The organism is Colwellia psychrerythraea, assembly GCF_000764185.1.
Lineage (GTDB): Bacteria > Pseudomonadota > Gammaproteobacteria > Enterobacterales > Alteromonadaceae > Colwellia > Colwellia psychrerythraea_B.
Genome location: NZ_JQEC01000072.1, coordinates 19043 through 41943, shown reverse-complemented (window position 1 = coordinate 41943; position 22901 = coordinate 19043). Strand labels below are relative to the sequence as shown.

The following is a 22901-nucleotide window of genomic DNA, read 5'->3' as shown; positions in this document are numbered from 1 at the left end:
CAAAAAACAGGCGGATATATTTGGGTATAGTCCGATAATTCTGATATAATCTCGCGCCCGCTATTTTCCCGGTCTCGGTTATCGGTCTTTTAAAGGATGCGGCGCAGTAATTTAGTGACATAGTGACTTACAATCGGTTAACCCCAATGGGAATGGTGATATGACTTCAGTAAAAAAACAAATAATTTCGCAACCACAGCAAGGATTATTTGATTATCCGAAATACTGGGCTGAGTGTTACGGCACAGCACCATTTTTGCCTATGTCACGAAAAGAGATGGATATATTAGGTTGGGACAGTTGTGACATTATCATAGTCACTGGTGACGCCTATGTAGATCACCCTAGTTTTGGTATGGCTATTATCGGTCGTATGCTTGAGTCACAAGGTTTTAGGGTTGGCATCATATCGCAACCAGCATGGCATTCAAAAGATGCCTTTATGGAGCTAGGTAAGCCTAATTTATTTTTTGGTGTTACCGCCGGTAACATGGACTCGATGATTAACCGATACACCGCCGAGCGTAGAATGCGCCATGATGATGCTTATACACCTAATGATGAAGGCGGTAAACGTCCTGATCGCGCGGTGACAGCATACACTCAGCGCTGTAAAGAAGCCTTTAAAGGTGTGCCCGTCATTATTGGCGGTATAGAAGCAAGCTTACGTAGAATTGCGCATTATGATTATTGGTCAGATAAAGTACGTCGCTCAGTATTGTTTGATTCAAAAGCAGACTTATTAATTTTTGGTAATGCCGAACGGCCATTAGTTGAAATTGCCCATCGCATCGCCCGTGGGGAAGATGTAAAAAACATTACCGATGTGCGCGGCAGTGCTTTTTTAACCAATCAAGTACTACCTGGTTGGAAAGGTATAGATTCACGTGATATTGACAGGCCCGGCAAGATAGATCCTATTTATAGCCCATATGAAGAAATTACGCCTGAGTCTTGTAGTGATAATGAAGCGCAAACAGAAGCATCAATTACCGAAAATGATATCACTAAAACAGCTCAGCCAATCGAAATGGCTGATTACCGAAATAAAACATGGGATAAAAAGGCCAAACCTTGGGAAACAACATATATTAACTTGCCAACATTTGAGCAAGTTAAAGAGAATAAAGTTCTCTATGCTCACGCATCGCGTATTTTTCACCAAGAAGTTAACCCTACCTCGGCAAAACCGTTAGTACAAAGCCATGGTACTCGACTTATTTGGTTAAACCCTCCAGCTAAACCGCTTTCAACAGAAGAAATGGATGGTGTATTTGGTCTAGAATATAAGCGTGTACCGCACCCAAGTTATGGTAAAGCAAAAATTCCCGCTTACGATATGATCAAAACCTCAATTAATATTATGCGTGGTTGTTTTGGTGGTTGTACATTCTGTTCTATTACCGAGCATGAAGGACGTATTATTCAAAGTCGTTCTCATGAATCTATCATCAATGAAATTGAAGATATTAAAAAGAAAGTCCCTGGATTTACTGGTGTGATATCAGATCTTGGCGGCCCAACTGCCAATATGTATCAGCTAAACTGTAAAAGTGAAAAAGCTGAGGCGACTTGTAGAAAACCTTCTTGTGTTTGGCCAACCATTTGTGGTCACTTAGATACCGATCATACACCAACGATTGAGCTTTACCGTAAAGCTAGAAAGGTAAAAGGCATTAAGAAAGTATTAATTGCTTCTGGTGTTCGTTACGATTTAGCCATTGAACACCCTGAATATGTACAAGAATTAGCAACCCATCATGTAGGCGGTTATTTAAAAATAGCCCCTGAACATACAGAGCAAGGCCCGCTTGCTAATATGATGAAGCCAGGCATGGGGAGTTATGACAAATTTAAGGAAATGTTTGATCATTACTCAAAACTTGCCGGTAAAAAGCAGTATTTAATTCCTTATTTTATCTCTGCCCACCCCGGCACCACGGATAGAGACATGGTCAATTTAGCTGTTTGGCTTAAAAGTAATAACTTTAAGTTAGATCAGGTACAAAACTTTTATCCGTCACCATTAGCCAATGCCACCACCTTGTACCATACGGAGTTAAACTCTTTGCGCAATGTGACCAGCAAGAACTTAGCTAAAGAAAGTGGTAAAATAACAGTACCAAAAGGAACGATTCAACGACGTTTACACAAAGCGATATTGCGTTATCATGATCCGGTTAACTGGGCGCAAATCCGTCAAGCATTAACCAAAATGGGCTTAACTAAGCTTATTGGCTCTGCGCCAAATTGTCTAGTACCAAGAGAAACTCGCGGCGAGCAACAAAGAACTGATAGAAGCAGACAAGGTAAAAACAACTCGCAAGGCTTTAAAACCAGTCCGGGTCAAAATAGAACTAAGTCTGGGCAAGGTAATGGTAAGAACAAGAAAACACCAACACATAAAAAGGGTTTAACACGCTTTTCAGACAATCAGTTCTCTGATCGGAAGAAACGAAAGTAAATCGACTGTTCTAAAGTTGTAGTTGATCACGAATACTGATTATCTACAACTTTAGATAACCAATAACTTATTTTTTCAGCTAATAACCTTGGATTAATTGGCTTAGCCAAATAATCATTCATGCCTGCATCAAGGCACTTTTGTTCATCACCCGTCATAGTATTAGCAGTCATAGCGATAATATTAACCTGACTAGATTGTTGGTAGTTATTATCACTGCGGATTAATTTAGTTGCTTGATATCCATCCATTTCAGGCATTTGACAATCCATCAATATTAAATGATATGGCTCGCTACCCTGACATTGCATCAATAACTCTAGTGCCTGCACACCATTACAAGCGACATCAGCATGATAGCCAATTTTCCTAAGTAACCCTAAGGCAACTTCTTGATTTATCCTATTATCCTCAACTAATAAAATTTTAACTTGCTCGTTATTTGCCTTAGTAATTTTTGCTCTTGGCGGGGTTAATTCAAACTGCCCTCGAACAGCTTTATTCACTTCATTAGTAAGGATACTCGTTAAAGTATTATGGAGGTTGCTAGCTCCTATTGGTTTAGTTAACCGCAAGACCTTTTCGCTTTCAGCCATTAACTTGTTGATGGCACTATTTTCATTCGAGCGATAAGCCATTGGCGTCATTAATACAATAGGTACTTGCTTAGTATTACGGTTTAAAAGTAAGACATTAGCAATTCTATCTAACAAAACAGTATCAATATTACTATCAAGCATGATCACAGAAAATACATTTTCTTCACATAATCGTAGCGCTTCACTGACCACCAGAGTCATAACAACATTAAGCCCCCACTGCTGTAATTGTTTACTTATACCGGTACCACTACTTTCATTACTCTCAATGACTAATATCGCTTTATCTGTCAAACTTTCCAGTTGATTAGTTTTTTGATTAGTTTGCTGTTCCCTTTTAGCTATATTTACCTGAAATGTAAACTCACTTCCTTGCCCTTGTACACTGCTAACAGTTATGTCACCGCCCATTAGTTGACATAACTGTTTAACAATAGTGAGTCCAAGTCCTGTGCCGCCATATTCTCGAGTCGTTGAAGCATCAACTTGGGTAAAAGCATTAAAAAGCTCAGCACATTTTTGCTCCGGAATACCTATTCCAGTATCCATTACCGCTACCTTGAGCTTAAATACCGTTGAATTTTTCGACTCTAAATCAACAATTACTTTTATCTCACCATGCTCAGTAAATTTAATAGCATTGCTCAATAAGTTAGTTATTATTTGTTTTAATCGGCTTGGATCCCCAATAACGTACTGCTCAGTTAACGCTAAAGTATCCAAAATAATTTCAATATCTTTCTGTTGTGCTTTAATTGCCATAGCTTGCACAGCTTCAGTAACGCATTCCGGTAAATTGAAGCTTATTTTTTCCATATTTAGTTTGCCAGCTTCTATTTTGGAAAAATCTAAAATATCGTTAATAAGGTGTAGTAAGGTTTCAGCGCTGACTTTAGCAAGCTTGGAGAAATGACTTTGAGTTTGACTTAACTGAGTATCGGCCAATAAAGTTAACATACCTAAAACACCATTAATTGGTGTTCTTATTTCATGGCTCATATTCGCAAGAAATTCTGACTTAGCCCTATTTGCTAGCTCTGCTTTTTGCCGTTGCATCTTATTTTCATCGGCTAATTTTTTTAGAACCTGCTCTTTTTTAACTATATGACTGACATTATCAATGACTATTTGACACAGTGGCTTTGATGATTCGACCGCGATTCTTTTAACACTAATTTGCTGTTGAATTAGGTAATTATCATCGCCTAGAAAGTTACTGTGATAGAGCGGTAGTGGCGTTGGATTGAAAGTATTTGATAATCGTGCTGGCAAGCCTAGGGTTAAAGCTGATTCACAAGCATGATGTAACCGGGAACCTTGATATTGCGGAAAGACACCGGATAATTTTTTTCCTTCTTGGTGACTGAAATCCAGCCCGGAAAAATCACTTAACCATTGATTAAAGAACACTAAACGCTCTTGCTCATCTATGATGATAATACCAACAGAAAGCTGATTTAATGCAGCATAAAGAATGCCATCAGATAAATTTGCCATACGAATTTTACCCTAATGCTTTGCTAGTGACTCCAAACACAAACTTCCTCACAGATTCTTGAAATATTTCTAGTGAGGTAATATCCATAATAAAAGATATATACCCAGATATATTTTCACTTGGTAAGCAGAATTTCACTTTAAGGTATAGCGACCAATCATGCTCACTACTGTAGGTAAAAATTTTATTAAGGTTTCCTTGAATAAACTCAGGCATTTCGATTGAAATAGAAGAATCTAAAAAATTAATTACAGTGCCAAAACAAGCGTTTAAAATTACATTGCCTATCTCAACCAATGAGTCTTGCTCTAGTTCAGATAAGTCTTCAATGGGTAGTTTATTACCCAGTAATAAACTCACTAACTGCAAACCATTCTCTTTGCTAAACATTAACAAAGCTTGCCCTTGAAAATCACCAGAAAACCTTTGGGTAACGGCGCTAATTTCCATTGTTGTATCTAAATCAAGTTTTTCTTTGGCTTCTTTATTAGGCAGTATTTCTATTGTAGGAATAGTTAAGTCAACCGTTTGAGAAACCATTTGATTCAATGAATTGGCAGCTCGACCTATACCAATATTGAAAATTTCGGTTAAGGCGTCTATTTCAAGGGGAGTTAAATTATTTGACATATAATGATTACTCGTTTGTAGTTCATACGACTAGCGATGTAAAAAAGTTGCGATAACCTCTTCATTAATAGGTTTATTCATAAATGTCACGCCAGCAGCTATAGCCTGTGCTTTAATTTCATCTTGAATATTAGCGGTTAGCAAAGCTACCTTAGGAATGGTTAACTTTTCAGCTAAAGCACCAATTAATTCAAGTCCGGTCATTCCCGGCATATTGAAATCAACAAAAGCTATATCAATATCCTTACCATTATTCACTTTATCGAGCCCTTGCACTCCATTACCAGCCTCAATTATATCGACCCCTTCTACATGGGATTGTATAATTGTTTTTATCATCATGCGTGAAACTAAGCTGTCATCAACCACTAATATTGTTTTACTCATTGCGCCCCCTAAAGGTTAACTTATAAAAGATTATAAAGTTGCTAGAAAGCTTATGCAGGGACTTGGATTTTATCAAGCTAATCAATAAAAAATAGCGAGCTTAACCATAAAGATAAAAACCAAGTGAGCTGGATTATTGAAAATGATAGCTACCATTTTACATCAGCAAGGGATTAAAGCAGTATAGGGTGTGGTTTTAAGTAAACCTGACAAAACATCGATAAATAAGGCTATTTTTGTTTTCATCGATAAGTGCTTGTACAAGTTTATTGATTTCGTCCGTTAACGATACAGCTACCTTATGGGTTGAATCAAAGCTTTCTTGGCTTTTAACAAAACCTTTCAGCTCATTAATTTTGCTGTTAATTTTATTCATGATCCATACTGCTTTATCTGACGACACCTTCAGCCCAACTTCTTTGGCTATAGTTAAAAATCGCTTTTGACTATAGATCCCAACGAGCCGAAATGGTTTAGATGTAATAGCAAAAAATACAAAGGTGCTTAAATAGAAAAACTTTATGAGTGTTTTCATAATACTACCTCTTATTCAATTTAGAAGTGAAAACATCCTCCCTGAAAGCATTTTTATCCATCTATTAAGTATATGTGAATATGTTATATTTGCTTATGTCGGCTTGTTTTGGCTACTCTAAATTGCCTACCAAGGCATTTCATAGAAAAGGTAATATCGAAATTATCGTATGCGACTTTTCTACACTAGTGTATAATCGCGCGCATATTTTATAGCTTTATATACCAAAAAATTTACCGAGCTATACCCAGTAAATAATAACATTCGACGGAACTCATCATGCTAGCAGCAAATAACATCACCCAGCAATTTGGCGCTAAGCCATTGTTTGAAAACATCTCACAAAAATTTGGTGGCGGTAATCGTTACGGTTTAATTGGCGCCAATGGTTGTGGTAAATCTACCTTTATGAAAATTTTAGGTGGTGATTTAGAGCAAACATCAGGCAATGTTACCCTTGATACTGGTGAGCGCTTAGGTAAATTACGACAAGACCAATTCGCTTTTGAAAGCAATAGTGTTATTGATACCGTTATTATGGGTCATACCGAGCTTTGGGCAGTTAAAGAAGAACGTGACCGTATATATGCTTTGCCTGAAATGAGCGAAGCTGATGGTATGAAAGTAGGCGATTTAGAGTCTGAATATGCTGAGATGGATGGTTACAGTGCGGAAAGTCGCGCTGGCGAGCTATTAATTGGTGTTGGTATTCCTGTAGAACAACATTACGGTTTTATGAGTGAAATAGCGCCAGGTTTTAAATTACGTATATTACTAGCCCAAGCACTATTTTCAGACCCCGATATATTATTACTTGATGAGCCAACCAACAACTTGGATATTCACACTATCCAGTGGTTAGAAGAAACCTTAAATGAACGTAATTCAACCATGATCATCATTTCACATGATAGACATTTTTTGAACAGTGTTTGTACCCACATGGCTGATTTAGATTATGGTGAACTACGCGTTTACCCAGGCAACTATGATGAATACATGTTGGCTGCTACGCAAGCTAGAGCGCGTTTATTGTCAGATAACGCTAAGAAAAAAGCACAAATTGGTGAGTTACAAGCCTTCGTTGCGCGTTTCTCTGCTAATGCATCAAAAGCAAAACAAGCCACTTCACGCGCAAAACGTATAGATAAAATTCAACTTGATGAAGTAAAAGCGTCAAGTCGTAGTAATCCGTTCATTCGTTTTGAGCAAGAAAAGAAATTATTCCGTAATGCCATAGTAATAGAGAAACTCAATAAAAGTTTCGATGACTCTCACGTATTAAAAGACATTTCCGCGTTAATTGAAGTGGGTGAACGTATCGCTATTATTGGTGAAAATGGTATTGGTAAAACCACTTTATTACGCTCATTAATGAGTGAAGTTGGCTATGAGCAAGACTCTGGTGAATTTACTTGGTCAGAGAACGTTAACATTGGTTATTACGCGCAAGACCATGAATATGAATTTGAAAATGACATGAATTTATTTGAGTGGATGAGCCAATGGCGCCAACCAACGGACGACGAGCAATCAGTTCGTGGTTATTTGGGTCGTTTACTGTTCTCTGCCGATGATATCAAGAAATCAATTAAGGTATTATCTGGTGGTGAAAAAGGTCGTATGTTGTTTGGTAAACTAATGATGCAAAATCCAAATATATTATTACTTGATGAGCCAACCAACCACATGGATATGGAATCAATTGAGTCATTAAATATGGCATTGGAGCAGTACGAAGGTACACTTTTATTCGTTAGTCACGACCGAGAGTTTGTTTCAACTATCGCTACACGCATTATTGAATTAACCAAAGACGGTTATATTGACTTTGCCGGAACTTACGATGAATATTTAGCCAGCCAAGTTTAAGCTGCTATTTAAGAAACATAATACTAATGGCTATCATTTATAGTATCTGATAGCCGACTTTCTTCCCGTTTAATACCACCCTTTTAAGGAGTTACCTTGCTTAGTTATCGTCACGCTTTTCATGCTGGCAATTTTGCCGATGTATTAAAACATAGCGTCTTATCACTTGTACTTGATTATATGACTCGTAAAGAAAAAGGCTTTTGTTATATAGATAGTCATTCTGGTGCTGGTATGTATCAATTAGCCGATGAATATGCCCAAAAAACCGGTGAGTATAAAGACGGTATTGCTAAAATCATTAACGATGAAAACGCACCAGAAGCACTTGCGCCTTATTTATCTTTAATTAACAGCCTTAACCTCAGCAATGACCTAAGTAACGATCTAGAAGTTTACCCTGGCTCTCCGGGTATAGCGAAAGCTTTTGTTCGTCGTCAAGACAGTAGTCACCTTTTTGAATTGCATCCAACAGATATTAAGCACTTAGAAGATTTTTGCCAACGCTGGCGTAAAGTATTTGTTAAACAATCTGATGGTTATAAAGGTGTACTTGGATTATTACCACCTCCGAGTCGTCGTGGAGTGGTTTTAATCGATCCGCCTTATGAGTTGAAAGAGGATTATCAAAAAGCGGTAAAGACCATTATTAAGGCCTATACAAAATTTCCAACAGGCACTTATATTCTTTGGTATCCGGTTGTTAAGCGTGACTTCAGTGATAAGATGGAAAAAGACTTTATTGATAGCCATGTTAAAAATCTGCTACAAGTAGAGTTTTGCCTAGAAAATGACAGCGAAGAATATGGCATGACGGGCACAGGCTTATTTATTGTCAACGCGCCATGGCAACTGGCTGCCCAACTTGAAGAAATATTACCTTATATGAAAACTAAATTAGGTAGTGCTAATACCAGTTACACCCTAAAGCAACTTATTGCTGAATAAAGTCATTCATAACTTGCCCTGACATATTTCAGCATAACAAAACCTTAATAGCATAATTATTAAGGTTTCTAACTGACTAAGCACTTTTCATTTTTGTCTGATGAAACTCAGGCGCTTTCAAGATAAAGAAATCATCCACATAAAACTGTTCTGCACTACTGGCATCCCACCAATGTTGCCAAGACTCATCCAGTTCACTGTTACTTGCTGATTGGTCAATTAGAGCATTTTCTGATAATGGCTCTACCAGACTACCCATCGACATTTGCATACCATAAGGCGAACGTCTTTTTATCATTTGCGGGACCAATTTCGCAGGGTCGTCCAAACCCATACTGCCCACAAGTTCAAAGAAACTGGCTAAGGTATTATCATGGAAGTTTTTAACGCGATCGCTTTTACTCTCAACATCAATGGCTTTAGCTCTAGCGGGATCTTGGGTTGCGACACCAGTCGGACAAAGGTTGGTATTACAATGCCTTGATTGGATACAACCAATGGCCATCATCATAGTTCTTGCCGCATTCACCACATCAGCACCAGCAGCTATTTTTGCCAATAAATCAAAACTTGATGCGGTTTTACCTGAAGCAATTATTTTTATTTTGTGCCTTAGTCCAACACCAACCAAGGCGCTATTGACTATGCTAATGCCCTCTAAACAGATTAAACCTAAGCGGTTAGTAAATTCTACCGGCGCTGCACCTGTCCCCCCTTCGGCGCCATCGACAGTAATAAAATCAGGCGTAATACCTGTCTCTAACATAGCCTTACAAATACTTAAGAATTCCGCAGGATTACCAATACAGAGCTTAAAACCAACAGGCTTGCCACCACTTAAATCGCGTAATTGTTCGATAAAAGCAAGTAGGTCTTTAGGGGAAGTACACTCAGGGTTAACCGCTGGTGAAATACAATCATGATCTTTTGAGATATGTCTAATACGGGCTATTTCATCGGTAATTTTAGCTTTAGGCAATACACCACCATGACCTGGTTTTGCACCCTGACTTAATTTTATTTCTATCATTTTTATTTGTGGTAGTTTAGCTGTTTTCTCAAAGCTATCAGGATTGAAACGCCCTTGTGCATCACGGCAACCAAAAAGCCCGGTACCAAGTTGCCAAACAATATCACCGCCATGTTTTAAATGATAAGGACTCGCAGCCCCTTCGCCAGTATTATGATAACAACCTGCTTTTTTAGCGCCTAAATTAAGCGCCTCAATGGCATTAGTACTTAACGAGCCAAAGCTCATAGCCGAGATATTTAAGTAAGATGCTGAGTATGGCTGCTTGCAGCTATCACCGCCGATTGTAATTCTCTTTGCACTTTCTTTTATATGGGTTGGCGATAGTGAATGCCATAAACTTAAATAATTATCTTCGACGAGGTTACGCTGGGTACCAAAAGCGATAGTATCGCGGACATTTTTAGCACGTTGATACACTAAGGTACGTTGCTCGCGGTTAAAAGGTCGCTCTTCAGTGTCATTAGCAATAAAGTACTGCTGAATTTCAACACGATAAGATTCAAGAAAATAACGCAGATAGGCCACTACCGGATAAAGACGATTCAAACTGTGTCGACTATAAAAGACATCGTATATACCGATAAGGCTATAGAGTAATGTTGTCACTAATAAAGCAAAACCAAATACACCTTGGTTATGCATATAAAAGTAACCTGTGGAAAAATTACCTAAGCTGATAATTAACCAGAGTACTTTTTGCATTATGGTCATGAAATATCCTTATGAAATTATAATTATTATATATATCAATCACATTAATCATACCTAACTATCAAATATCTTGTTAGTAATAACTTATTATTATGCTCTATTTATTGAATACGATATTTTATCAACGATGTCAGTAACTTTGTATTTTAGTTTTGCCATAAAAAAAGGCAACCGTAGTTGCCTTTCTATCTATTTACCCAGAGGTTTATCCCTGATGAAGTACAGGTGTTAATCCTGCTCCTTCTTAGTGGCATCTTCAATTTGCTCTGGTGTTAATGCTTTCTTACGCTTAATAATTTTCATTGCGCCGGCATCTTGAATATCAAGGAACGTTTTCTTAATAACTTTCCTTGGTTTATTTGACACGGATTTTTCATCTTTAACAACATTGGCTTTAGCTTTAACTGGTTTTGCTTTTTTAGGTTTTAAGCCTTTAAACTTAACTTTAATACCTTCAACTTTTGTAAAGCTTATTTTTTGCTGTAAAAAGGCTTCAACGTTTTTAAAACTTAGCCAGTCATTTGGCCCGACTAATGAAATTGCGTCACCTTTAGTTCCTGCGCGTCCTGTACGGCCGATACGATGAACAAATTCTTCAGTATGCTTTGGCATATCAAAATTGATAACATGCGACACATTGATTAAATCAAGGCCACGTGAGGCTAAATCAGTAGTTACCAATATTTTGTGCTGACCCTTAGCAAAACTGTCCATAATCTGATTACGTTGACCTTGGTTTAAGTCACCACTTAACGCTACTGCATTGAGGTCTTGTTCGGTAAGTACCTTAGCTAAACGGTCAGTATCACTACGGGTGGCAGTAAAAATAATGATTTGACGTGACTTTTCAGTAACTAAAAAGTGCTGCAATAGCTCTTCTTTCTGCATGAGATTATCAGCAAGGTAGAAACGTTTAGTAATGTCTTCATGTTCGGTATGAGCCGACTCGATAGCGACACGTTTAGGCTTTTTTAATAACTCTTTTGCAAAGTCATTAACTTGCGCATGATCTAAGGTTGCTGAAAACAGTAACGTTTGACGTTTACGATGATCGGCTGCATTATTTATCTGCGTAAGCTCTTTACTAAATCCTAAATCAAGCATACGATCCGCTTCATCTAAAATAAGCAGTTCTAAACCATTTAAATGAAAGTGACCTTGAGTTAAGTGATCAGCCAATCGACCTGGTGTAGCAACAATAAAATGCGGGTCTTTCTCCAAGACTTTCACTTGATCATTAAAGTTTTCTCCACCTAAAATAAGCACGGCTTTAAATTGAGTATTAGCGGTAAACAAACGTAATTGACTAAACACTTGTTTAGCTAATTCACGTGTTGGCGTTAAAATTACCACACGTGGATCACGCTTAGATAAAGCACGGTTTTTACTTAACCTTTGAATCGCCGGAAGAATAAAAGCTAAGGTTTTACCTGAGCCAGTTTTCGACGAGGCAATTAAGTCATGCCCGGCCATCGCCGCAGGAATAGCCTGTTGCTGAATTTGTGTTGGCTCGCTAAAACCAAGATGATTAACTGTATCGATTAAACATCTGTCCAAACCAAAATCACTAAATTGCAAACTAATACTCCAAAACCACTAAGATGAAAACGCTTATTATACCGAAGTTATATACCCATTACACCTGAAGATGCAGGTTTCAGCGAGAATTTAAAGGCTTAGAGGCAAGGCATTGATTGAAGAGAATGGTTGTTCCCTTGTCAAAATCAATCACGATGCATGGATGCAGCTTAATAGAGAATGTAGGAGCATCTTCAAATGTGATGGGGATACGCCACAATAGCTAAACTAATTAGCTATTGTGGCGGCTTTAAAGCAATGACAGAATTAATTAAGCTACTTTACTGTAATAAATCCCATTGCATCTTCGTTGAAGAAGACTTTTGAAATTCCATCATCATTAACCACTTGCCTGATTTTTTGACAAATAATGCTTCTAATTGAACGTAATAGTCATTACGTTTTCCCGCTTCATCAATACTGAAGTAGTGATACATTCCTGTTTCATGCGCGGAATTTTGATTATGCATACGCGATGACAACCTAAAATCAACCTGGGCAAGTATTTTTCCTGCTTTTGTGTCAGCAAAGTCTTGCTGCCAGCGCAGAAAAGCTTTATCCATTGAATAACTCGTTTTAGCCGAGCCACTGACAAAAATGGCATCGGGATGATAAGCTGCTTTTAAACCACTGAAATCTCCTTCAGCCACTATCCTAGACATTTCTGCCCACGTTGCATCGAGTTCAACAATAGTTTTATCATCAGCCAAAGCACTATTAATGCACAGTAAAAATAGTACAATAAATTTATAGATATTTTCTTTCATTAAAGTCATCATCACATAGAAGTAGTAATTGCATACAATATTGCAAAACTTTATTTTATGCAAAAAAAACCACTGATAAATGAATACCAATGGCTTTGTATTTATTCAATCTAATAAAAGCTAACTGTTGGCAATTCTTGCTTCAACTACCACTAAAGCTTGCTCAATTCTCTCAATCACTTTGCTTTGATCTAACAAGGCTAAAGTAATATCAAGTGATGGCGAATTACCACCACCTGTTGCTGCAACACGCAGTGGCATACCAACTTTGCCCATGCCTAACTCTAACTCTACCGCAGTATCGTTAATTGCTGCATGAATAGGCTCAGGTGACCAATCAGTTAATGCGGCTAGCTTTTCTTTAACTAATATCATTGGCTCTTTAACTACAGGACGTAAATGCTTTTTAACAGCTTTAGCATCAAGTTCAGTAAAGTCTTCATAGAAATAACGAGAGATCTCAGCCATTTCTTTCAACGTTTTAACTCGGTCAGCTTGAATTTTAACAACATCAGCAAGTGCAGGACCGTTTTCTGTATTGATACCTTGATCAGCCATATGCCAAGCAAGGTGTTCTGCAACATAAGCTGGATCCATGGTTTTCATGTAGTGTTGGTTTACCCAAATTAGTTTATCAGTATTAAAACCAGACGCTGCACGGTTACAGTCTTTTAAATCAAATAATTCAATCATCTCTTCACGAGAGAAGATTTCTTGATCACCATGAGACCAACCTAAGCGCACTAAATAATTTAGTAAGGCTTCAGGTAAATAACCATCATCACGATATTGCATAACACCTACAGCGCCATGACGTTTAGATAAACGTTTACCATCATCACCCAAAATCATTGGGATATGAGCATACTCAGGGATATCAGCACCTAAGGCGCTAAGAATATTAATTTGTTTAGGCGTGTTACTAATATGATCATCACCACGAACAACGTGTGATACTTTCATATCCCAATCATCAACAACAACCGTTAAGTTATACGTTGGCGTGCCGTCAGAGCGAGCAAGAATTAAATCATCTAATTGGTCATTACTGATGGTAATATCACCTTTAACCATATCTTTAATAACAACGTCGCCACCAATAGGATTTTTAAATCGAATAACAAAAGGTTTATCTGTTGGGTGATCAGTACGATCACGCCATAAACCATTGTATTTTTCTATGCCGCCTGCTGCTTTCGCTTCTTCACGCATTACATCAACTTCTTCGCTGGTGCTGTAACAACGATAAGCATTACCTGAGGCAAGTAACTGTTCAATCACTTCTTTATAACGATCGAAACGTTCAGTTTGAAAATATGGACCATGTGTCCATTTAAGATCTAACCAGTTCATACCATCCATAATGGCATCAACAGACGCTTGGGTAGAACGCTCTAAATCGGTATCTTCGATACGAAGAATGAAGTCACCGCCATTTTTCTGGGCATATAACCAGCTGTATAAGGCAGTACGAGCACCACCAACATGTAAATAACCTGTTGGGCTTGGGGCAAAGCGTGTTGTTAAAGTCATAAGAATCTCTACAAGGTGTCACTCATAACGCCTTTTGGCGGCATTAAGAGTATAAATCAATAAATTGACGGCATTTTAGCATTGCGATTAAGACAATTCATCACTTTGATGTAATTAAATAACTTATCTTTTCAACAATCATATGTGAATAAATTAATAGACTGTAACCATTGAAGTCAGAGTTTTGGAGTTTTGGAGTTTTGGAGTTTTGGAGTTTTGGAGTTTTGGAGTTTTGGAGTTTTGGAGTTTTAAATATGGTGGACGATACTGGGCTTGAACCAGTGACCCCCGCCTTGTAAGGGCGGTGCTCTCCCAACTGAGCTAATCGTCCATTTTAGTTTTAATTCTTTATGGAAAAGAATGTACTTAATATTTTTAATAAAATAAAAAGTGGTGGACGATACTGGGCTTGAACCAGTGACCCCCGCCTTGTAAGGGCGGTGCTCTCCCAACTGAGCTAATCGTCCGTTTTACTTCTAAACACTGTCACGTTTTTGGCTAGACCGTCTGCGTTTCAGTGGGGCGTATTATAGGGAGATAGAAAAAGCTGTCAACAGAAAATCAGTAAAATCTCTGACTTTTTTCAAAAAGTTAACTGTTTGATTTAATTTTACTCATAAAGCTGCATTAGTATGCATAAAAATCAATTTGACTCTACTTCAGGAAATCTAAAAAGGATGCCCCACCATCAACCAAGTGCTGGTACCTTCTTTTGACTTGGTGAAGTCTAAGCGAACAACAATACCTGCAGTTAACGCGCGTAAAGATATGCCAGCATCATATTTCCAATCCGAAAACAGAGTTTCCCTATTAAAAGTCGGTGACACTCTGCCGCCTTCCACATAAAATACTGTTTGCAACCAATCGAGATGTAAAAAATTTAGCCAACGTATATTAGCTACTGGGTTATAGTCTAAGGTCATACGGTATTCAGCCGTTGCATATATCGCAGCTTTATCATGAAAACGATTTTGCCTAAAACCTCTCATCCTATACATGCCACCTAATGTTGCTCCTTCAAGAAAGGGCGCATTATTTGTGACTAAACTATTGCCAGCATCATCAACAGTAACTTGCCAGCTTGGTGAATATCCTGCCCAAGCATTTAGGGCGATAATATTCTGTTTGGCAAAGGAGTTTGCCCCTAACGAAAAATATTTACTCGCTTCCAGTTCAATAAAGGTCCACTGCTCTTTAGACTCTAACCACTTAGGGTTATAGGTAAAGGCAATGTATTGCGAGCTACCTTGACTAGGATTTGCTGGAAAGTCAGTATTATCATAAAGCAGGCCTAATTCGAGCGCGTGCACTGCACCAGAAAGCTCCCCCTCTTCATCTCTATATTGCTGGTAACGATTAAACTGCCGAGCAATTAAAATGCTAGTACCAGTTTTAAATGGATTCCAATCCGCTTGTTGCTCATCGTTTTTTAATAATCCGCCTTCTAATTGATAACGAGCCATACTGTGTTTTTGTGCACTGCCCCAAGGTAAGACATACTCTAACTTAACATCCCACCAGTTACTTGAACCCTCAGCTTGAATAAAGTCGTCAAAGCTTGAATCATTAGAGCCTGGTCGCGGTGTTTGGTCAAAACCTCCGGGTAAAGGTGCATAGGCGCGTAATAATGGAAATTCTCCCATCATACCAACAGAGCTTAAAAAAAATCGCTCACTATCAAAAACACGATAATCCCACAGACCATAGCCAAAGCCCTTAGTATCACCGCCACCATAAACAGTACCGCCAACAGTCATTTGTTTTTGATATAAACCAGTTGCCATGGCGCCAACACCGAAAACAGTGCCTAAATCATCAGTACTAAAAACAAACGGCAATACTAAACTCTCGCGCATTTTAGTATTTTCTTGTCTTTCTACCGAATACTTAACTTGTCCAGGCGGTTTTGCTTGCACATTACCGATAAAAACCGCTAGTAATGTACAAGTAACAAAAACCGATATACAAGTGCTTGCTAGGCCATAGTTAAACACTTTATTCATTTAAATATTTTCAACTCAATTTATTTAGCTGTTGGAACATGAGCTTCATCATACTTTGTACGTAATGCTTTAGCCCACTTTCTGATCATACGTTTCGCATCAGCGCGGTTAGAAACACGTGTTGCCCATTGATAATAGCTGTCATCGCCAGCGGCTGAGGTATTGATAATTCGTGCTAAAATCTCACCACTGACACCATCATAAAGCTCTAAAAATAAAGTTGCCTGCCCTGCTTCACTGGTATATGTTTTCACATTACCTGCATATTTAAGGTCGGGCGCAGCCACATCTAAATTTAAAATGGCTGGTCTTATCACTAAAGTATTTGAGCTAACTTTTTCAACAATAGGAAACTTAGCGTCCTTACTGAACTCCTCTTTAAATACTTCATCAAACAGTTTCGCAACATCTGCTTTAATACGCATGACATCTTTGTCTCTTACCCGCATCGATAATGTACTTTGATTTCGGTTATAATCACGTTGCCAGTTTTTCTTAAAAGCAACGGCACTTGGCAGTATCTGTACTTTGTCATATTGCGAAAAGTCTACTCCCTCTTTTTTATAAGCAACAGTAGAACGCGTAGATTTTTTTAACTCCATGCCCTCTGGAGAAACCTGTGGTGCATTCGATGGGTTAGTAGTTGTGCAGCCAAGAACCATTGAGGTAGCTAAAGCAATAATACTGAGTTTAATACCTTGTTGTTTTTTCATCTTCATTCCTTTTAGTTTCAGTTTTAACATTAGTATTTATTTATATTTACTGTTGTACAGTCAAAGTGGGCAAGCTACCTACCTCGTTTTACGCTTCCCATAGGCCTATGGCCACCTTGAGGCATGTTGCCCATTTGGCGGCCATGACGCTCTCTATTCATGGTTTGATGATCAAACGAGCGATTATTTGGTCTTTGTATATTATGTGGTTTAGTAATACTCGGTTGAGAGATAGGACGAGTGGATGAATTCATCGAACCCTGTCTAGGAATAGACTGCCAATTTTTATTGCTACGGTTTTGCCATTGGCCATTTTCATGACGTACTACACCGCCATTTCTATCAGCATAAACATTATTAGTCCGTTTTGGCGCAACTTTGGCTTTATTTAACTGGCGATTAGTTGGCTTAGTAATAGCATTACGCTTTTTATTTATGCCTTGATTATATAAATTACGGCTTCGGTTATTTGTTAGAGAGCCTTGCGCCATTTTACCTCCCACTCTATTGGCAGGATTAGCGGCAATTCTTTGCTGTGCATGGGCACGATTGGCAATACTAACCGAGTTGCCAATATTGACATTACCGTTAATATTAATGTTGGTATTGCCGCGGTAACCACCACCGTAATAACGACCACAACAAGGTCTTGGATGATGATGATAACCACCGCCCCATACTACGCCAACCCTAAAGAATGGGCTGCCCCAACTGACACCAACATTCCAACCTGTCCACGGGTTATAACCTACATGTAATCCCCATGTAGGTGGTCTTGGGTAATACCAGCCGCCGACATAATAAGGCGGGTAATACCAACCGGTACCGTATATAGGTACGCCATAATAAGGATAAGACCATAAATAGCCGGGGGTATAACCTACATAAACAACCTCAGGGGTTGAATCATAAATTGTCACATAAGAAGTGTTATACATAGGTGAGCTAGGCGGAATTTGCGCTATGGCTTCTTTTGGTATGTTATCTGCCACTCGCCATGGGCCTTTAGCAAGCGATGAAACAAACCAAACACCATTATCAACTGCATAATACTTATTCGCTATTTTAAGTACTTGCGCCGAGGTATTAACCGCATACTCAACTTGGGTATCAACTATCTGGACAAATTTTGGCTCACCATCATAGTTCACCGTTAGTTTCGCTTCACTGCGTTTTATCGCTGCGGTTTGTGGAATTTGTGCATCTAATACCGCTTGCTCAGCTTCATCTGTACCAGCAACCGATGTTCTTAAGCCGCCAATAGCTGACTCTGGCGGAATTTCTTGGAAACTCTTCGGTAATTTATCACCGCGAACAAAAATCCAAGGACCTTGTTCATGCTTACTGCTATACCAACGACCTGATAACAATACATACATATCACCACTGCTAAGCTCACGTAGCCAAGGGGTTTCGGTATTTTCAACATAAAGTAATTTACCACCCACTAAACTAGTCCACTTCTCATCACCATCAGAAACTACCAGCTCAGTCGGCTTGGTCACGGTAATAATATTAGGTGCGCTAAGTACTTGCGGTGTATCACTTTGGTCTTCTTGCTTAGGCATTAATTTTTTAAGATCTACCGGCGGACTGGCTAAAATTGACCAAGGCCCTAAAGCATTTGACGCTTGATACCATAAGTGGCCACTGGTTAAATAAAACTTGTCTTGCTGTTGTTTCTTTATTACAGCTAATGGCGTATTTAATGCTCGCTGATAATCACTGTTTTCAATATCTCTGAAAATAGGCTCGCCATCATAACTAAGTAATACCGTTAAAATATCCGTAAATATAATGTTTGGCGGGTCATTTTTGATTTGTGCAAGGCTGGCTTTAACTTGCTCTTCATGGGTTAAACTGGCAGTCAATTTTGACAACGAAGAGGTGAAAGACGAGTGCGCTAATTGCGCTTCGACAAATTGACTGAATTGTTTTTCTGCCGCTTCTTTGGAATCAGGCCAACCCACTTTAGTGACTTTTAATTGACTAATAGTAACGGTGTTTTCACTACGGTCCGTGGCAATTTTTGCTGAGAACCAAAATACACCAAATATAGGTGCAGGTTCATCTTTTAATTCCAAAGACATTGCCGCTCGCCCTGTCAGTATATTACCAACCAGCTTTTCTGGTTGTGGTTGATACACCACAATAGTGCCTTTATTACCCGTTAACTCTTGCGGCCAATCGGCTGCTAAAGTGGGAGAAGCAGCGCAAGCAAAAAAACAAAAAACAAGCATGGTTTTTAGTTTTTCTCGCCAATGGATATAAAAGTTAATTCTCATTATACGTTCCTGTATGTTGATGGTTAAAAGTAGATGTATTTTTTTGCTGTACCTTGAATTGTAAGTTTGAATTTAAAGCTTATCTTAAATCTTAAATTTGAAGTTAAGAATGACCACGTCTTCAGTTGATGTTTCAAGGTAAACTAACTTGGTTGCATCAATGTGATAACCAAAATTGAACTCCATCATAAATTTACGTGTTTTTTCACCGTCAAAACCGTAGGTATATTGAGGATTTAACATCATATAAAATTTATCGTTAATATCATATTTGAAATATGACTGAGCAATGGCAATTTTAGTTTCTGCAAAAAGATCATGCGCTTCCCATGACTTACCATAAGTTAAACCTGCGTATAGCCTTAAATGTTTAGCTAACGGTATTACCTGTAAAACACCGACAGTGGCATAATTAGACGTAATGCCTACGGTAGAGGAATCCGTACCCGCGTCGATAAAAATACCGGTGCCCGTTTTACTATTGGGAGTAAACAAACGTCCTCGATAGGCATCAAGGTTCTTTTTTGCTTCAACTTTGCCTAATATGCCCCAGTCGCCTTTATGAAGCCCAAATTGAAAAGCGCCACCTAAACCTTCATTTCCCCCGGTTATAGCTCCGCCAGTATAGACGGCCATGGGATCAGAAATATCAACTTGTTTTTTGGTACTTTCAGCAGCTTTTAAAGCGCCAGGAACTATTACTAGGCTGCTACACAATAGTAGCATTGATAATTGATTCATTTTCACTGCAAATATTCCTTCATAAGATATTATTTCCATTTAAAATTAATTCGTTAGAGCGATCTAACAAATAGTATTTTGTATTAAAATATTACTAACTTCAAGTGACAATTTTCTATTGTTTTTATAGTATTTAAATCCTTTAGCCATTATTCTAGCGGGACTAAATTTGTATGTTAAAACTGTCAGTCACTAAAATTAATAGCACTTATAGTTGCAGAAAAATACACGGCTAATTTATAAAAACACAAGTAATTGATGAAAGGATTCTAATGTTTAAAAATAGAAATAAATTTATACTCAGCTCTTTATTGCTGAGCTTAACGACAACGGTCAATGCCACATCTTTTATTGACAAATATATGTTCGATCCAGATGACGGCATGTTAGATGCAAGTCGCTACCTTTCTGAAGTACCCTTAGGATTTTTACCCGTTCCAACTATTATTACCGAGCCAGCAACAGGTAATGGTTTAGCGCTATTAGGGGTGTTTTTTCATGAGTCCGACGAACAAAAAACACAACGAATTAGCCATAGTAAAGACAGTGAACACTTCGTTTTGCCGAGTAATATATCTTTAATCGGCGCTGGCGCTACTGCTAATGGCAGTAAAGGTTTTGGTTTTGGTCATATGGGCTTTTGGCTTAAAGATACAGTACGTTACAAAGGTTATATGTTGTATAGCGATTTCAATTTAGATTTTTATTCATTAGGTGGTACTGAGTTAAAGCGGCCAATTGAGCTAAATATCAATGGTCCGATAGTCTTGCAAGAATTGAAAATGCGCCTTGGAGAAAGCAAGTGGTTTGTTGGCGGTCGTCAGGTCTATAGAAGTGTAGAAACAAGTTTAGCCAACGTTAAAGATGTTAGCTTTCTTCCTGCTGATACGTTAAATGATACGGTCAATAATTTTTTTGATCATCATTTATCTCAATCAATGACCACTTCAGGTTTAGGTCTACTTGCTGAATATGACTCTAGAAATAATCCTATGAACCCAGAACACGGCTTTGACTACCAAATGCATATAACCCGTTTTGATGACGCCATAGGTAGTGATGTTGACTATATGAGTTATCACTTTGCCGGGTTAAATTACTGGCAGTTATCGAAAGAGTTCCTATTTGCCTTAAGGCTGCAATACGACGGAGTCAATGCCAATGATGAGGTGAAGTTGCCTTCTTATGTGCCACCTAGTGTTGATTTACGCGGTGTACCCGCGATTAGATATCAAGGCAATAAAGTTGTGGTATCTGAAATTGAATTTACTTATAAGTACAACTACCGCTGGAAATTTAATGCTTTCACCGGTGTAGGTAAAGCCGCACAAAGCTTTAGTGAATTAAGCAGTGCGGAGTCGGTACATAACTACGGTGTTGGCTTTCGTTATTTAATTGCCAAGCGTTATGGCTTTACTATGGGTACAGATCTAGCCACAGGGCCTGAGGATACAGTGGTTTATATTCAAGCGGGCGCAACCTGGTAAAATGATAAAGACTAAATTAGAGATAATATTAAAGAGAATGTTCTGGCAGTAAAGGTACTAGTTCAATAGGTAATAAGGGAGCACCAGCTTGCCTGTACTCCAGAACTATGCCTATTTCTAAATAAAGATACCTTTGATTATGTTTACTTCACTAGAACCTTTACTTGATCAATTGAGCTTGACCATACTGAGTATCAAAATGCGCTTCTTGCTCCAACGCCTGTAAATCCTTAATAATTAACTGATTACGTTTCTTCTCTAAAATACCCTGCGCTTGCCAATGCCTGAGTTGCTTGTTAACTACTTGTCTGACTGAACCCACCATGCGTGCTAATGTTTCATCATTTAAGCCGTTAACCAAATGCTGGTTATGCTCACAGTCTGGTGCGCCTTTATAACTGTTTATTTTATCGATGTGTTTTAAGATCAAACGACTTAAACGTGTGCTGGTATCGTGTAGCACCAAACTGGTCGCCCGCTGCTCGTGTTCGCGCATTTTCTGCGCTAAATAAGGTAAAAATTGATTATTAACTTCAGGGTAAGTCCAAATCCACTGGCGCATCGTCTCTATAGGTATGTTTAACAAGCGTACAGTATTTAGCGGCGCAATAATCACCTCGTGTGGCTTGCCATCAAGTAGCACCATCACATCAAAACTATCACCAGGGTAAAATATATCAACTGTGGCCTCACGAGCCGTTTCTGGATGAACTTTTTTCAGTTCAACTTGACCTTCAAGCAAGACAAAAAACTGCTGCATTAATACGTCAGCACTAATGTACTGACCCTTATGCCAAGTAGTAACATGAAAGTCTCGTTGCATTTTTTCCAATAAAACTTGCGGTAATTCGGCAAACAACTTTGCCTGCTTTACTAAAGCGGCATTGGCTTGATGACTTACTGGTATTAAGGCCTTGCTCATGATCTGCTCACGGTATTAAAACCCAATGAAATGTAGACAATATTCTACCTAGAAAGCTTAAGAGTACAATTAATTTAATTTGTTGTCGCAAACTGTCACTTATCTGACAGTAGCCTTTTTGTTATCTCCGTATGATAGCTCCACTGATAGCAAACGGGTTAAGTAATAGTTTTACCTAGCGAGTAATTAATTAGC

17 protein-coding genes and 2 tRNA genes are annotated in these 22901 nt (G+C 38.4%); 4 read left to right on the top strand and 15 right to left on the bottom strand.

Annotated elements, in window-relative coordinates:
• The first annotated feature begins 160 nt into the window (after positions 1-160).
• A complete protein-coding gene (locus GAB14E_RS01340; RefSeq protein WP_033084436.1) occupies positions 161-2464 on the top strand; it encodes a YgiQ family radical SAM protein in 2304 nt (767 codons plus the stop codon).
• Between the two features lie 26 nt (positions 2465-2490).
• Here GAB14E_RS01340 and GAB14E_RS0123545 read toward each other — a convergent pair whose 3' ends face one another.
• The 4 genes from GAB14E_RS0123545 to GAB14E_RS24975 all read right to left on the bottom strand — a co-directional run bounded on the left by GAB14E_RS0123545 (position 2491) and on the right by GAB14E_RS24975 (position 5954).
• On the bottom strand, positions 2491-4560 hold the full coding sequence (locus GAB14E_RS0123545) for a response regulator (RefSeq protein WP_052094113.1): 2070 nt from the start codon (positions 4558-4560) through the stop codon (positions 2491-2493).
• Between the two features lie 7 nt (positions 4561-4567).
• Positions 4568-5191, bottom strand: a complete 624-nt coding sequence (locus tag GAB14E_RS01345; RefSeq protein WP_033084435.1) for a chemotaxis protein CheX — start codon at positions 5189-5191, stop codon at positions 4568-4570.
• Positions 5192-5221: 30 nt separating this feature from the next.
• A complete protein-coding gene (locus tag GAB14E_RS01350; RefSeq protein ID WP_033084434.1) occupies positions 5222-5578 on the bottom strand; it encodes a response regulator in 357 nt (118 codons plus the stop codon).
• Between the two features lie 196 nt (positions 5579-5774).
• Positions 5775-5954, bottom strand: a complete 180-nt coding sequence (locus tag GAB14E_RS24975; RefSeq protein ID WP_156115807.1) for a hypothetical protein — start codon at positions 5952-5954, stop codon at positions 5775-5777.
• 438 nt (positions 5955-6392) lie between these two features.
• Here GAB14E_RS24975 and GAB14E_RS01360 point away from each other — a divergent pair, with 438 nt between their 5' ends.
• Together GAB14E_RS01360 and GAB14E_RS01365 are read left to right on the top strand one after the other, a co-directional pair.
• Entirely contained in the window at positions 6393-7985 is a 1593-nt protein-coding gene (locus GAB14E_RS01360) for an ABC-F family ATPase (protein WP_033084432.1), read from the top strand.
• A 96-nt stretch (positions 7986-8081) separates the two neighbouring features.
• Positions 8082-8933, top strand: a complete 852-nt coding sequence (locus GAB14E_RS01365; RefSeq protein ID WP_033084431.1) for a 23S rRNA (adenine(2030)-N(6))-methyltransferase RlmJ — start codon at positions 8082-8084, stop codon at positions 8931-8933.
• A gap of 76 nt (positions 8934-9009) precedes the next feature.
• Here GAB14E_RS01365 and GAB14E_RS01370 read toward each other — a convergent pair whose 3' ends face one another.
• The 10 genes from GAB14E_RS01370 to GAB14E_RS01415 all read right to left on the bottom strand — a co-directional run bounded on the left by GAB14E_RS01370 (position 9010) and on the right by GAB14E_RS01415 (position 20297).
• A complete protein-coding gene (locus GAB14E_RS01370) occupies positions 9010-10677 on the bottom strand; it encodes an FMN-binding glutamate synthase family protein (protein ID WP_033084430.1) in 1668 nt (555 codons plus the stop codon).
• A gap of 228 nt (positions 10678-10905) precedes the next feature.
• Positions 10906-12255, bottom strand: a complete 1350-nt coding sequence (locus GAB14E_RS01375) for a DEAD/DEAH box helicase (RefSeq protein ID WP_033084429.1) — start codon at positions 12253-12255, stop codon at positions 10906-10908.
• 281 nt (positions 12256-12536) lie between these two features.
• Complete coding sequence (locus GAB14E_RS01380) at positions 12537-13022, bottom strand: Cif family virulence factor (RefSeq protein WP_156115806.1); 486 nt, start codon at positions 13020-13022, stop codon at positions 12537-12539.
• Between the two features lie 120 nt (positions 13023-13142).
• On the bottom strand, positions 13143-14555 hold the full coding sequence (gltX, locus tag GAB14E_RS01385; RefSeq protein ID WP_033084427.1) for a glutamate--tRNA ligase: 1413 nt from the start codon (positions 14553-14555) through the stop codon (positions 13143-13145).
• 255 nt (positions 14556-14810) lie between these two features.
• Positions 14811-14886 (bottom strand) — tRNA-Val (locus tag GAB14E_RS01390).
• Between the two features lie 60 nt (positions 14887-14946).
• Positions 14947-15022 (bottom strand) — tRNA-Val (locus tag GAB14E_RS01395).
• Positions 15023-15223: 201 nt separating this feature from the next.
• Entirely contained in the window at positions 15224-16558 is a 1335-nt protein-coding gene (locus GAB14E_RS01400; RefSeq protein WP_052094111.1) for a BamA/TamA family outer membrane protein, read from the bottom strand.
• 20 nt (positions 16559-16578) lie between these two features.
• On the bottom strand, positions 16579-17271 hold the full coding sequence (locus GAB14E_RS01405) for a DUF3313 family protein (protein ID WP_033084426.1): 693 nt from the start codon (positions 17269-17271) through the stop codon (positions 16579-16581).
• Positions 17272-17345: 74 nt separating this feature from the next.
• A complete protein-coding gene (locus GAB14E_RS01410; protein WP_033084425.1) occupies positions 17346-19556 on the bottom strand; it encodes a carbohydrate-binding protein in 2211 nt (736 codons plus the stop codon).
• Between the two features lie 84 nt (positions 19557-19640).
• A complete protein-coding gene (locus GAB14E_RS01415) occupies positions 19641-20297 on the bottom strand; it encodes a hypothetical protein (RefSeq protein ID WP_052094109.1) in 657 nt (218 codons plus the stop codon).
• A 272-nt stretch (positions 20298-20569) separates the two neighbouring features.
• Here GAB14E_RS01415 and GAB14E_RS01420 point away from each other — a divergent pair, with 272 nt between their 5' ends.
• Entirely contained in the window at positions 20570-21784 is a 1215-nt protein-coding gene (locus GAB14E_RS01420; protein WP_033084424.1) for a BamA/TamA family outer membrane protein, read from the top strand.
• Between the two features lie 160 nt (positions 21785-21944).
• Here GAB14E_RS01420 and GAB14E_RS01425 read toward each other — a convergent pair whose 3' ends face one another.
• Positions 21945-22706, bottom strand: a complete 762-nt coding sequence (locus GAB14E_RS01425) for a Crp/Fnr family transcriptional regulator (protein WP_033084423.1) — start codon at positions 22704-22706, stop codon at positions 21945-21947.
• Positions 22707-22901 lie beyond the last annotated feature (195 nt).

What these genes read in the sequence shown, in the direction of transcription:
- GAB14E_RS01340 (WP_033084436.1), top strand. Translation starts at nt 161, where the DNA reads ATGACTTCAGTAAAAAAACAAATAATTTCGCAACCACAGCAAGGATTA.
- GAB14E_RS0123545 (WP_052094113.1), bottom strand. Translation starts at nt 4,560, where the DNA reads ATGGCAAATTTATCTGATGGCATTCTTTATGCTGCATTAAATCAGCTT.
- GAB14E_RS01345 (WP_033084435.1), bottom strand. Translation starts at nt 5,191, where the DNA reads ATGTCAAATAATTTAACTCCCCTTGAAATAGACGCCTTAACCGAAATT.
- GAB14E_RS01350 (WP_033084434.1), bottom strand. Translation starts at nt 5,578, where the DNA reads ATGAGTAAAACAATATTAGTGGTTGATGACAGCTTAGTTTCACGCATG.
- GAB14E_RS24975 (WP_156115807.1), bottom strand. Translation starts at nt 5,954, where the DNA reads ATGAATAAAATTAACAGCAAAATTAATGAGCTGAAAGGTTTTGTTAAA.
- GAB14E_RS01360 (WP_033084432.1), top strand. Translation starts at nt 6,393, where the DNA reads ATGCTAGCAGCAAATAACATCACCCAGCAATTTGGCGCTAAGCCATTG.
- GAB14E_RS01370 (WP_033084430.1), bottom strand. Translation starts at nt 10,677, where the DNA reads ATGACCATAATGCAAAAAGTACTCTGGTTAATTATCAGCTTAGGTAAT.
- GAB14E_RS01380 (WP_156115806.1), bottom strand. Translation starts at nt 13,022, where the DNA reads ATGAAAGAAAATATCTATAAATTTATTGTACTATTTTTACTGTGCATT.
- gltX (WP_033084427.1), bottom strand. Translation starts at nt 14,555, where the DNA reads ATGACTTTAACAACACGCTTTGCCCCAAGCCCAACAGGTTATTTACAT.
- GAB14E_RS01400 (WP_052094111.1), bottom strand. Translation starts at nt 16,558, where the DNA reads ATGAATAAAGTGTTTAACTATGGCCTAGCAAGCACTTGTATATCGGTT.
- GAB14E_RS01405 (WP_033084426.1), bottom strand. Translation starts at nt 17,271, where the DNA reads ATGAAAAAACAACAAGGTATTAAACTCAGTATTATTGCTTTAGCTACC.
- GAB14E_RS01410 (WP_033084425.1), bottom strand. Translation starts at nt 19,556, where the DNA reads ATGAGAATTAACTTTTATATCCATTGGCGAGAAAAACTAAAAACCATG.
- GAB14E_RS01415 (WP_052094109.1), bottom strand. Translation starts at nt 20,297, where the DNA reads ATGAATCAATTATCAATGCTACTATTGTGTAGCAGCCTAGTAATAGTT.
- GAB14E_RS01420 (WP_033084424.1), top strand. Translation starts at nt 20,570, where the DNA reads ATGTTTAAAAATAGAAATAAATTTATACTCAGCTCTTTATTGCTGAGC.
- GAB14E_RS01425 (WP_033084423.1), bottom strand. Translation starts at nt 22,706, where the DNA reads ATGAGCAAGGCCTTAATACCAGTAAGTCATCAAGCCAATGCCGCTTTA.